General features: G+C 44.0%; 11 protein-coding genes and 1 tRNA gene. 4 read left to right on the top strand and 8 right to left on the bottom strand.

From position 1 onward, the window contains the following. The first annotated feature begins 78 nt into the window (after window positions 1-78). Window positions 79-1,914, top strand: coding sequence for a single-stranded-DNA-specific exonuclease RecJ (gene recJ / locus FOR85_RS06195; RefSeq protein WP_144297168.1), 1,836 nt, complete (start codon window positions 79-81; stop codon window positions 1,912-1,914). Window positions 1,915-1,932: 18 nt separating this feature from the next. Here recJ and FOR85_RS06190 read toward each other — a convergent pair whose 3' ends face one another. The 8 genes from FOR85_RS06190 to FOR85_RS06155 form a co-directional block, all read right to left on the bottom strand. After that, a complete protein-coding gene (locus tag FOR85_RS06190; protein WP_144297167.1) occupies window positions 1,933-2,595 on the bottom strand; it encodes a trimeric intracellular cation channel family protein in 663 nt (220 codons plus the stop codon). A gap of 90 nt (window positions 2,596-2,685) precedes the next feature. After that, window positions 2,686-3,321: a trimeric intracellular cation channel family protein gene (locus tag FOR85_RS06185; RefSeq protein WP_144297166.1), complete on the bottom strand. Its 636-nt coding sequence runs from the start codon at window positions 3,319-3,321 to the stop codon at window positions 2,686-2,688. A gap of 14 nt (window positions 3,322-3,335) precedes the next feature. Then, window positions 3,336-4,514, bottom strand: coding sequence for a multidrug resistance efflux transporter family protein (locus FOR85_RS06180; RefSeq protein ID WP_144297165.1), 1,179 nt, complete (start codon window positions 4,512-4,514; stop codon window positions 3,336-3,338). A gap of 219 nt (window positions 4,515-4,733) precedes the next feature. Further along, window positions 4,734-5,474 (bottom strand): 7-carboxy-7-deazaguanine synthase QueE, encoded by a 741-nt coding sequence (queE, locus tag FOR85_RS06175; protein ID WP_144297164.1) that lies wholly within the window; start codon window positions 5,472-5,474, stop codon window positions 4,734-4,736. A 246-nt stretch (window positions 5,475-5,720) separates the two neighbouring features. After that, on the bottom strand, window positions 5,721-6,542 hold the full coding sequence (gene dapD, locus FOR85_RS06170) for a 2,3,4,5-tetrahydropyridine-2,6-dicarboxylate N-succinyltransferase (protein ID WP_144297163.1): 822 nt from the start codon (window positions 6,540-6,542) through the stop codon (window positions 5,721-5,723). Window positions 6,543-6,616: 74 nt separating this feature from the next. Continuing rightward, complete coding sequence (locus FOR85_RS06165) at window positions 6,617-7,555, bottom strand: alpha/beta hydrolase (protein ID WP_144297162.1); 939 nt, start codon at window positions 7,553-7,555, stop codon at window positions 6,617-6,619. Between the two features lie 111 nt (window positions 7,556-7,666). After that, window positions 7,667-9,418: an amidohydrolase gene (locus FOR85_RS06160; RefSeq protein WP_223808542.1), complete on the bottom strand. Its 1,752-nt coding sequence runs from the start codon at window positions 9,416-9,418 to the stop codon at window positions 7,667-7,669. Window positions 9,419-9,787: 369 nt separating this feature from the next. Further along, window positions 9,788-9,863: transfer RNA gene (locus FOR85_RS06155), tRNA-Asn, on the bottom strand. A 329-nt stretch (window positions 9,864-10,192) separates the two neighbouring features. Between FOR85_RS06155 and FOR85_RS06150 the strand changes: the two genes are divergently transcribed. The 3 genes from FOR85_RS06150 (at window position 10,193) to FOR85_RS06140 (ending at window position 12,882) form a co-directional block, all read left to right on the top strand. Further along, entirely contained in the window at window positions 10,193-10,801 is a 609-nt protein-coding gene (locus FOR85_RS06150; protein WP_144297161.1) for an acyl-CoA thioesterase, read from the top strand. A 184-nt stretch (window positions 10,802-10,985) separates the two neighbouring features. Continuing rightward, entirely contained in the window at window positions 10,986-12,140 is a 1,155-nt protein-coding gene (locus FOR85_RS06145) for a cation diffusion facilitator family transporter (protein WP_144297160.1), read from the top strand. A 52-nt stretch (window positions 12,141-12,192) separates the two neighbouring features. Beyond that, entirely contained in the window at window positions 12,193-12,882 is a 690-nt protein-coding gene (locus FOR85_RS06140; RefSeq protein ID WP_144297159.1) for a DUF2059 domain-containing protein, read from the top strand. Window positions 12,883-12,962 lie beyond the last annotated feature (80 nt).

Raw genomic sequence — 12,962 nt, 5'->3', positions numbered from 1 at the left:
TTGGGCAATCGCCCAACCTAGACGATAGTGCTAAAAATTCCCATTGTGGCTATGTGCCAAAGCCAGTAGAATAGCACTATGCTAAATTTGACCCCCCGTTATACCTGCACTCGCATCGATGAGTTGCCCGCCGCGTTGCAACCACTTGCCGCCCAATCCTTTACCCTTGCTAGGCTTTATGCCGGTCGCGGTATCACTGCGCCTGATGAGTTAGAGACTGGCTTATCTGGTTTATTACCTGCTGAAATGCTGCATGGCGTCACCGAAGCGGTGCGTTTGTTAGATGTCGCCATCGACGAAGGTCAGCGTACATTAATCGTCGGTGATTTTGATTGCGATGGGGCAACCAGTACCGCATTGATGATGCGCGCGCTAATAAAGATGGGCGCGGTGGTTGATTTTTTAGTCCCTGACCGTTTTAAATATGGCTATGGTCTAACGCCAGAGATTGTTGAATTAGGTATCCAGACTTATAAGCCCGACATGATTGTGACGGTCGATAATGGTATCTCAAGCCATGACGGCGTGGCGCGGGCGCAGGCTGATGGCATCACTGTCATTATTACTGATCATCATCTGACTACTAAAGAAACGCCGCCTGCCGAAGCGGTGGTCAATCCCAATCAGCTTGATTGCAACTTTAGTAGTAAAGCCTTGGTTGGCGTCGGCGTGGCGTTTTATGTGCTCGGACGCTTGGCGAAACTGCGCCGCGAAGCAGGCAAGTCTAGCGTGCAAGTCAGCCAATATTTAGATTTGGTCGCGCTTGGGACGATTGCCGATGTGGGTGTACTTGATAAAAACAATCGTATTTTAGTGCATCACGGTCTAAACGCCATTCGCCAAGGTCGCTGCTCGCTTGGGATATTGGCACTGCTTGAACAAGCAGGTCGCGACCCAAAACAATTACAGGCGCAAGATTTTGGTTTTGTTTTAGGTCCGCGTATCAATGCTGCGGGGCGCATGGATAATATGCGCATCGGTATCGAATGCTTATTGACCGATGACTGGAGTACCGCCCAGCGTTTGGCTCAAGAGCTTGAGCAGCTTAATCGTACGCGCCGTCATGTCGAAGGTGAGATGCGCGCGCAAGCAGATAGCATTGTGCAAGCGTTAGCTACTGCTGACTCTAATGCTAAGAATGATGCTGACGAGAGCGATGAAACTCTTATCCAGCCTAAAACTGAAAAGTCGGCTATTGATAATCAAAACCGCAGCATCATTTTATATCAAGACGATTGGCATCAAGGGGTTATCGGTATTGTCGCTGGTCGTTTAAAAGAAAGTCACTATCTGCCCAGTATCGTTTTTGCGCCAGCGGATACAGAACGCACGGGTGACGACGATGCCATCAAAGGCTCGGCGCGCTCTATCGCAGGCGTGCATATTCGAGATGCGATTGAGCAAGTGGCCGAACGTTACCCTGATTTAATCAGCCACTTTGGTGGTCATGCTATGGCGGCAGGTTTAACCATCAAACGGCGTCATTTCGATGGCTTCGTAACCGCGTTTAACGAAGTGATGGCGCAGATGGATGAGGAAGTCTTTGCCGAGCAGAAATTTACCGACGGACTCTTGCAAGCGGCTGACTTTAGCTTGTACTTTGCAGAGCATCTAGCGAATGCCAGTATATGGGGTCATGGCTTTGCGCCGCCGATATTTGACGGCGTATTTGAGGTATTGAGCTTTAAGATATTAAAAGACAAACATCTTAAATTGTCGCTACGTTATCCTGAGGTGCAATATCCAATTGAAGCAATCCAATTTAATTTTGATAGTAGTGCTTGGGATTACCGCGCCGAAAAAGTGCATGTATTATTTCAGCTAGACATTAACGAGTGGAACGGTAAACAAAGCCTGCAGTTGATGGTCAAAGATTTGGCGCTGGTAAAAGAGACAGTAGAGGAAAGCAAGTAGTTGCTAGGCTTGAATACTTTAATATTTCCATTCAATGGTTGGAAATTGCCAGTCATAACGAATGGCAAGCATCCGCAAAGTAAAAATCGTCGCCATTGCTGAGATATCGGCAATCCAAGCGCTTACGCCAAGATTGTGCAGGGCAAAATAAAGAATGCCGCCCGTTAAAGACGCACTAATATAAATCTCTTGCTGTAGCACCAACGGAATCTCATTACAAATCATATCGCGGATGATACCGCCGACAATAATCGTAATCACCCCGAGTAATAATGCCACTGGCACATTGGCACCCATACTATCAGCAACCTTGATACCGATTAAAGTAAAAGCTGATAGGCCAATAGTGTCGGAGAGCTTGAGAAATTTATCAACGCGCCTAGAGTTGGGATGAAAGAATATCTGCATCACTAACGACGAAACAGTAATAAGCGTCAAATAACTCATATCCACCATCCAAAACAGTGGATGACGATCCAAAATGACATCGCGCACCGTACCGCCGCCGATGGCAGTCACAATCGATACCAATAAGCAGCCAAAGACATCAAAGTTCTTATGCTTGGCCAATATCGTTCCCGAAATACTACAAGCGACAATCCCAATCATATCAAACAGATAAATGAGTGAACGCGGGTCAAAAGTAGTCATCAATTCAGAATCTAAAGCGATGGTGAGCATGCATTTTTCTCATTAAATCCCTTATATTAAAACATCAATATCAAAGCACTGGTATTTTTTGCCCATGAGGTTAAGCGGTAAAACGAAGAGTTAATCGACCAAACGAATAGAGGGCAGGTGCCAATCGAATTTAAGCGCCAGCATACGCACGGCAAAGATGATAAATAACATCATAAATTCATTGGCAACCGCATCAACGCCCCAGTAATCAAGCGCCAAATAGCTCAAGGATCCTGCAATACTAGCGGTGATATAAATCTCACGCTGTAGCAGCAGTGGTATTTCATTACAGATAATATCACGCAATAAACCACCGATAATCGCCGTCCAAACTCCCATCATAACCGCAATAACCGGCGATATATCTTGCGCCAACGCCACTTTAAAACCAATGACACTAAAAGCCGCTAGACCAATCGCGTCAAAGAATTTGAGGGCTTTATCAATCTTATGATACAGATGAAAGAAAATTTGTAGAATAAGCGAGGTAATAGTAATGACAATGACATAGTTGAGGTCAGTCATCCAAAATAGCGGATGACGATCGAGCGCCATATCGCGCAATGTACCACCGCCAATGGCATTGACCATAGAAACCAAAATACAGCCCGCAATATCAAAGCCTTTATGCTGCGCCAGCAAAGTGCCGGCAATGGCACAAGCAATGACGCCTACCATATCTAATAAATACAGCAAAACATCGGGGAAAATAAAGTGATTCATCATGACTTATTTTAGCCTCAACCGTCTTTTGCAAATAAAATCAGTCCTAGAATAATTAGCCCAATACCGACCAATCCCATTGCTGATGGTATGGCATTATCCAACAATAGTATACCACCAATCAAAGCAAAGATTACCTCGCTGGCTTGGGTGGAGTCAACGCCTGCGACTTCGCTTGACGTCACCGCTTGCTCACGCGCATAAAAAAATATGCTTGTCGCCGCTACTCCAGCCAGTAATGCTACTAGCAAGGTATTAAATAACTGGGTGGTTGCAGGTGGTTCAGGCTGGATAAAAGCGCCTAAAACCAGCCAAAATGGAAAGCTACCCAAGGTCATTAGCCAGACTTTATTAAAGGCATTTTGTAATAAGCTCGTCTCGATAACTGGAATGCGGGCAAGGAGGTTTTGTGGAGGAGAGGAGGATTTAACTTCGATGCTAGAGAGGGTTTTTAGAGTAGCGTTGTTATCCGAAGTGCTAGACATGACAGCAGACAAATCGAAAGCTTCTGAGACAAGCGGTTGGTTAGCATTCTCGTGATAACTTTGTTCGCGATTGGGTTTATTTGCTTCTTTTGCTTGTTGCGTTTTAGCCTTATCTTTATGGGGATGGTGTTTGCGCGAGTTGTGTGAGACTTGCCAGACCAGCTGATTGCCGATTGGGTAACTAAAAGCCGCAATTAGCGCAGGGAGGGCACCGTAAAGCAGCATTTCTGCCATCGGCGCGCTATCAATGCCAGCGACGGCAGAGGCGCGCAAGCCTTCGCTGACGTTGACCAATACCACCCCGATAAACACCAAAAAGGCATAAATAATAAATTTCTTATCAAACCTTTGCCCAAATGCCAATAGTACGAACAAACTGGTTACGACGGTAAACATAAAGGTAGCAGCCACGACCCAGCCTGCCACGTGGTCGCCTGCATAGCAAATACCGGTATAAAATACCCCAAAGCCAATACTGCCGGTAAGACACCAAAAGCGCCAGTGCTGACGAAAAATGCTCGCAAGTGCTTCAATACGCCTAAAGCCATGTTGCAGGATAATAACGGCGCTGATAATCAGCCACATAAAGACATAGCGTAGGCTCGCTGACCAAAACCAATGACCACCGGCATTACTCATCAGCTCATTTAAAATAAATGTCGAGCTAAAGAACGCCCCCGCCAATAAGCCCAGTAAAATCAGTTTAACCATGTATGCGTCCTTGCAGTCAGCTGGTTAGCTATAGTCAGAGCACTTTTAAACCGCTACGGTGTTACCTGTCCTAGATGTACTCAATGTACTATCTGCGGTCGGTCGCCTTGTAGCGATTCTAAAATCCCTTGACTATATTCAGAGGATGTTTAGTTTGGAATTTGGATTGCTTATTTATCCGATCTATTGATTTGCCCAATTTGCGCAAAGCTCATTCCATTATTTACCTTTAGCATCGGCCCAAATAATCTTATGCAGTTGTAGTTGAAAACGTACAGGCAAGGCATCAGCCAGTATCCATTCAGCTAACTCACGCGCCAATACTGGCACATCGGGGCTGCTCAATGCTTCACTAGCAACGACTTCTTCTGCGACAGTAAACATTGGTGAAAACCAAACCGTACCGACCAATTTATCAAGTTGATGCTCAAACAGTGTTGCCTTTGCCCACTCATAATCATTGCGGTTCATAATGACAAATTTGATTTGGTCGTGCTGGGTGAGATAGTCGAGGTTTGACCAAAGATTTTTATCGACTTCACCTGAGCTTGGCGTTTTCAGATCCATCACTTTGCTGACCGCAGGCGGTACATTTTTTACCGTCAGCGCGCCTGCGGTTTCAAGTGAAATCTCATAACCGTCATTTAACAGAAGCTGCATTAATTCAATGGCATTTGGCTGCGCTAATGGCTCGCCACCAGTCAAGCAGATACGCTGACACGGATAGCTTTTGATGGTGGCGATAATGGCTTCTAACGATTGCCGCTCACCGCCACTAAAGGCGTACTCGGTATCACAATACACGCAGCGTAGCGGGCAGCCAGTCAAGCGTACAAATATCGTCGGCAAGCCTGAGGTCAGCGCTTCACCTTGCAAGGAATAAAAAATCTCGGTCAAACGTAGCCCTGCTTCGGGATCAGTGACAGGAATTGCCGAGGTGCGTAAAGATAACTCACTCATAATATGTCAAATACAGATAAAGATTGATAATGCGGCACGCATTGACCAAATAAAAAAGGGTTTAGTAGTTTGTTTAGCGCTAATATTTCTAGCGCCCAAACGAGGCAAGGATTATAACGTAATGTCTTGTATTAAGTTAAACTTAAACTGATATTGAACATTAAAAAAGATGCTGAAATTGGGTTTCAACATCTTTTTGATTGCCTGATATCTAATATCTATGGAAGCTCTAGGAAAATTACATCACTAGGCCAAACGTAATAACTCATTGACCGAGGTTTTGGCTCGGGTTTGCGCATCGACTTTTTTCACGATAATGGCAGCATATAAGCTGTAAGTGCCGTCTTCTGATGGCAAGCTACCGGGTACAACGACTGAGCCTGCTGGTACACGGCCGCGATGAATCTCGCCCGTTTCACGGTCATAAATGCGCGTTGATTGCCCGATAAACACGCCCATAGAAATTACTGAGCCTTCTTCTACTATCACGCCTTCAACGATTTCAGAGCGCGCGCCGATAAAGCAATTGTCTTCGATAATCGTTGGACTGGCTTGCAGCGGCTCTAAGACACCGCCGATACCGACGCCGCCTGATAGATGCACGTTTTTACCGATTTGGGCGCACGAACCAACCGTCGCCCACGTATCTACCATCGCGCCTTGGTCGACATAAGCGCCAATGTTGACGTACGATGGCATCAATACTGCTCCAGCTGCGATGTATGAGCCTTTACGAGCAACCGCTGGTGGTACCACGCGTACGCCAGCTGCTTTAAACTGCTCTTGAGTCCAGTCAGCAAACTTCGTCGGCACTTTGTCATAAAACTGCACGTGTTCGCCCGCCGCCTGCACATAGTTATCGTTTAAACGAAATGATAATAATACCGCTTTTTTAGCCCATTGATTGACCACCCATTCGCCATCTTTTTTCTCAGCAACACGCAAGCTACCGTTGTCTAATTGTTCAAGCACTGCGTTGATAGCGTCGCGTATGTCTTGTGGCATGGTTGCTGGGCTATAATCGTTACGATTTTCAAAGGCTTGCTCGATGGTTTGTTGCAATGTCATAAATATTCCTAAAGTTGGTGAAGGGTAAAAAAAATAATAAAAGTAGTCGTTTAAATTAATCAAGCATTTTGTTACTAGGCAGCAGTATTGCTATTTATCCAGTCTACAATATCTTGATAAACTTGCTGTTTATTTTGTTCATGAATCGGCTCATGGCGCATGTGCGGGTAGAGCTGTAGCGTGATATTGCTAAAATTCTGTTTTTCTAAACGGCTGGCAATTTTGCGAATACCTTTGCCCATATCGCCGATCGGATCGTTCTCGCCACTGACCAGTAACATCGGAAAATCTTTGGCAATGGTCATTGCCCAGTTTTTATTAAGACCCGCTTCCATTAAGCTAAACAAGGTTAAAAATCCATTGTTGGTAAAATCAAAGCCCGTCAATGGATCGGCTTCATAAGCTTCGATAGCTTGAGGGTCTTCATTAAGCCAAGCAAATTCTGAAGAAGAAATACGATTATCAAGTTTACTATTGAGTACCTTATTCATCACATTGGCGAAAACTGGGTTTGGCTTTTTGGGCGCTACTTTTGCCAGTACTTTATTAATGGGTAATAGCACTTTGGTCAATGGATTGGCATCAGCGGTACCCATTAAAATTGCACCAGTAAAGTTCTGCGCGTGATGTTTGAGAACATTGCGCACGATAAACGAGCCCATTGAATGACCCATAACGAAATGCGGCACATTAGGATGGCGCGCTTTCAAGCTGTCCGCCATGATAATAACGTCTTTTAATAACGATTGCACCGGATGTTCTTCAGCAAAAAAACCCAAATCATTGGCTGATTTGACCGTCTGCCCATGACCCAGCTGATCATAAGTGGCGACCGCAATACCGTTATCTGCTAAAAACTGCGCAAGCTCTGCATAACGACCGCTGTGCTCGGCCATCCCATGCACGATCAGTAGGGTAGCAGTAATCGGTGTGGTATTATCGCTTGGGTCAAAAAAAGTATGGTGTAGATAATGGGTGTTGTCAGAGGAGGTGATTTGCTCGGTGTTACTCATAAACGAATCCTAATATTGATATAAAAGAGACAGAAAAAACTTTATAGTCAAAATTATAGGAATTTGACTATAAAGCATTAAAATTTTTCTTAGTATGCTGTCATTATAGTTTTACTTCGTCGGGCGCTGATAGATTATTTTACCTTCTTTAATGGTAGTGACCACATGAATATCTTTAAGCTTATCTGCACTTACCGTCAATGGATTGGCATCTAATATAACCAAATCAGCGAGCTTACCTTTGGTTAAGGTACCTTTGCTATTTTCCTCATAATACTCATAAGCGGCATTGGTCGTGATGGCTTTGAGCGCTTGATAAGGGGTCGCGCGCTCATTGGCGCCGATAATCTTGCCTGAGCGCGAGGTGCGATTAACCGCTGACCAAACGGTAAATAACGGGTCGACAGGTGTCACAGTGTCGTCAGAATGGTTGGTGTATTTTAACCCCATTTTATCCGCTGTCGCTATCGGACTTAAAAAATCAGCGCGTTTTTTGCCTAAATTCTGCACATGCACATCACCCCAAAAATAGGCATGATTGGTAAAAAATGACGGTAACATCTTATATTTTTTAAAGGCTTCTAGCTGATCGGGGCGCGCAAACTGAGCATGAATAGGCACCGTACGGCGATCTTTATCAGCGGCTTGCCCGGTCTTTTTGACCGCATATTCGTGGGCTTTAATAATCATATCTGTCGCGCCATCGCCATTATTATGGATAAACAACTGGTTATCGTGCTTATAAGCCTTGGCAAACATCTCATTGAGCGCATCTTGGCTGATACTCGGCAAACCGCGGCAGTCTTTTTTGCAGTCTGGCACTGGCGTCAAATAAGGTTGACTGAAATAAGCTGTTTTACCTTGCGGCGAGCCATCGGCTATGATTTTAGTTCCTTGAACTTTAAAACCGTTTTGATAGGTCTTCCAAACAAAGTCTTTGTCCGCTAAGTTTTCATCTAAATCACTGCTACCTGCTAATGCGACTAAGTCGATTTTCAGCTTGCCAGCATCGGCTTGTTTTTGGAAAAACTGAATAGTATTACGAGCTGTTGAACCGTTGTGGGCGGTAGTCAGACCATTTTTGGCATAATAATCTTGGGTTTGCTCAAAGAATTTGGCTTGATTGGGCTCTAATACCTCTAGCATTCGCCGCATAAATGGATACATAGCGGTTTCTTGGACGAGACCATTTGGTTCGCTAGAACCTTTAACCCGTGCAATATTACCACCTTCTGGGTTTTTAGTATCGGCGGTAATGTTCAGGGCTGCCAAGGCTTTGCTATTGGCGACACCCATATGACCGCTGGTGTGTTGCAGATATACAGGGTTATTAGGCAATACTTTATCGATATCTGCTTTGGTTGGATGACGACCTTCTTTTAATTGACTCTCATCATAACCCCAACCATAGATCCATTCATCATCGGCGATGTTATTGTCCTTTTTATAGTCTTTTAAGGCTTGTAGTAATTTATCCATACTATCTATCTTGCCAACTGGCGGTGGGTTCAAATTTGCCTGGCCCATGGTGTTTGACACCATATCAAAGTGACTGTGCGGATCGATAAAACCCGGTAGCAAGGTTTTGCTGTTTAAATTCACTTGAGCGGCATTTTTATATTTTGATTGCGCCTTATTTAAATTGCCAACATAAGCAATCTTGCCAGCCTGCGTGACCAAAGCTTCGACCATCTGCGGTTGCTCACCTTCCATGGTAATGATATCGCCATTGTAATAAACCGTTGCTGAATCGCTTGTTTTTTCTGCATTTGGCTGTTTTGCGGTGGTTTGCAGGGCAGTACAACCAATCATGCTCATCAGTCCAATACTCAGTAACGTCGGCTTAATAATACCTATAGTCATGGCGCTATCCCTAATAGTTTTTTCACATAAATAAGAGCTTTATCCAATGTAGCGATAAAGCTTTAAAGGGTCAATGTTATTTATGAATTTATCGTTGGCCAACAATATAGCAGGTTTAATATAAGGTCGATAAGTCAATAACTGAGGGCGATGATAAAAGCTAAGCTGACTTTATTTGTAGATTTTATTTTGTGGATTAACCAAGCACTGCAAGACTGGTAATAGAAGAAGAAAAGAGAAAGGTTTTTGCTATTTATAGGCTTATGAAATAAAACACCAGCCATAAAAAAACCCCCATCAAAGTGATGAGGGTCTTGGCAAATGCCATAATCGAATCAAAAATGATTCAAAAGATTTACGACTAAAATATGGCTCTCCAACCTGGGCTCGAACCAGGGACACACGGATTAACAGTCCGTTGCTCTACCAACTGAGCTATTGGAGAATAAGCGGTAAGGGTTTTATGACTTACTGCGAGCTTAGTAAAGTCTCTAATGAGTTCTTGCTAAGTGGGGCGTATTCTAGCAAAGATAAAAAATACGTCAAGCTTTTTTTTGCAGATTTTAAAAAGATTGCGTTTTTACGGGGTAGATCACAGCGTTTACACACCTTTTAGTCAAAATCTAATCATAAAACCATGAGAAAAATTATAGGCATCTAAGTAAAAAATATCTCCTACACTCACTCTAACAGTCTTTATTTGCGATTTAGCAGAGGCTACTGTATAACGGATATTTAAAATAGACAGGTTTTACGATAACAGCAAGGAATATTATGTCGCAATACAATACCAGCTCTACTGCTAAAAGCGCCCCTTTAAATCATGAATTGTATATGTCGGTGCTGATGACGCCAGATATGGCCAATTTCATCGGCAACGTCCATGGGGGTGATTTGCTCAAGATGCTTGACCAAGTCGCTTATGCTTGCGCCAGTCGCTACAGTGGTAGCTATGTCGTGACGCTATCAGTCGATCAAGTGATGTTCCGCGAGCCTATCTATGTGGGCGAGTTGGTTACTTTTGCCGCTAGTATCAATTATGTCGGTAGAACGTCTATGGAAGTGGGGATTCGGGTTGAAGCGGAGGACGTTCGCGCCCGTACGATTCGTCATACCAATAGCTGCTATTTTACTATGGTGGCGATTGATGATAACGGTAAACCGACGCCTGTGCCTGCGCTTGAGATTAAAAATGCCATGCAGCAGTGCCGTTTTGACGCAGGCTTGGCGCGTAAAGAGCTACGCATGCAAAGCTCGCATCGCCCGAGCTGCGACATCAATCAAATGATTGGCGAAAGTCTAGGCGCTGATAAGATGACGGATAAAAGCGGCAACGACAATGATATGATTGGCGAGCTTGCTCAGCATAGCAATGCCAAATAAGGCGTATTTTACCTAGCAAAATCATCAATACTTAAACAAAGTCTCACGAAAACCTTACTGACCAGTAGCGGCTATTTGGTTAAATTTAATGATAAGTAAGGCAGTTAAAAATAGTTAGCGCTCATGGCTTAACTTTTTTGATGGCTGTTTAACTTCATTATATTAACCATTTATTGAGCCTCATATGAGTTCAAAAAACACTGAATCATCAAACATTCCTTCCAAAGATCAGCCAGCACCGCAAGCCGTTCGTACCCGCGGTGCTGGCAGTGCGCGTTCTATTGCCAATTTGACCAAAGATACTAGCAATTCTAAAGACGGTATCAATCCTAACCTCAATTTCACTAACGTCACAAGCCCCGAAAACATTCAGGAGGACAAGAAGCAGGAAGACGAGAAATCCTCATCGCTGGTTACTGTGCTCATTGCCGTAGGAGCGAATGTTATTATTGCCATTGCCAAAACCGTTGCGGCATTTATGACCGGCTCTGCTTCTATGATTGCTGAATCAGCGCATTCGTGGGCAGATGCAGGTAATGGCACTCTACTCATCGTGGCGGAGAAAAAAGCGGTCAAACCTGCCGATAACAGTCACCCGTTAGGCTATGGTAAAGAGTCATACGTATGGTCTATGATTGCCGCTTTTGGCGTTTTTATGGCAGGCTCGATTGTTTCTATCTATACCGGTATCACCGAGTGGAATGCGCCTGAAACAGAAACCAATTACACCATTGGCTTTATTATTTTGGCAGTGGCCTTTGTGCTCGAAGGTTTTTCTCTAGTGCAGGCGTATTTACAAAGTAAAAAGCATGGTCAGGCTATCAATGTCAGTGCGTTAGGTTATGTGGTGAATACTTCAAACCCAACGTTGCGCGGGGTGTTTTTTGAGGATTTGGCAGCGGTTATCGGTTTAGTGGTCGCAGCAGCAGCGATGGGCATGCATGCCTATACGGGTGAGCCGTTCTGGGATGCCCTTGGTTCTATTATCGTTGGCATATTATTGGGTATGGTTGCCATCTTTTTAATCAATCGCAATCGTGATTTTTTGGTTGGCTATAAAGTCTCAGAAAAAACCCATTGCTATATCTTAACGGAGCTATTAAATCATCCTGATATCGACAGCGTCTCTTATTTACACTTAGAGTGGGTCGGACCCAAAAAAATCTTTATGGTGGCAGCGGTCGATATCACCGGCAATCAACAAGAACAGCAAATCGCGCAAAAATTTGAAGATATTGAAAACCAATTCCGTGCCAATCCATTATTTCAAGAAGCGATTTTGACATTATCCGTTCCCAATGCTGAGGTTTTACGTTTACCGGATGAGCAGTGTGCTTAATAAGATTTGCCGCATAATAAATAATCGTCACCTATAATAATAAGAGTCTTATATGAAAAATTACCTAAAATCTTCCAAAAAAAATACCAGTCGGCGTCCTACTAGCATCAATCCATTGCTTACTTTGGTGGTGACAACGCTGCTATCAGCACCTATCGTCAATGCCAATGCAGAATTGATTGTCCATAGTGAGCCTAATACAGTTCGTAAGGACACCAAGAATATTGCCAAGCAGCAAATGAACAAGCAAGCACCAACTGATGTGTCAATCATTAAACTGATGCAAGTCATGCATATCGACGAGCAGATTCAGTCTATCGTCAATGGTCAACAAGCGGCTATTGATGCCATTAATACGCAAACCAAAAACCAGAATAAAAGCAGTAATCAGCGCGCCAGTGACCAACAGTTAAACAAGCGCCAACGCGAGCTACAAGAGCAAATTCAAAGCGTGTTAGGTCAATATGCCAAGATTATGACTGAGGGTATCGGCAATGCAGCCGACGCACAAACTTTGACGCAAGCTTATATCAGTGCCGCTAAGACTTACTATACGCAGGCTGAAGTCGATGCCCAGATTAAATTCTACGATACGGCGGTAGGGCAAAGTATCCTTGCCAAGCAGCCACAAATTACCGCGGCTTTTTTACAGCAATCCTTGCCTGAAGATACCAGCGAGACTGAAGCGCAATTAAGCGAGCTATTGCCGCAAATGAAGCAGATTATTAAAGGCGTATTTTAAAGTCATTATTTTTTAGTCTAATTCTAACCCGTTTTAATACCCGTCTTTAAAATCAATTTTTCTTGCTTGCTTGCTTGCTG

It is taken from the genome of Psychrobacter sp. YGAH215, assembly GCF_007280595.1.
GTDB lineage: Bacteria > Pseudomonadota > Gammaproteobacteria > Pseudomonadales > Moraxellaceae > Psychrobacter > Psychrobacter faecalis.
This window is presented reverse-complemented; position numbering and strand designations above follow the sequence as displayed.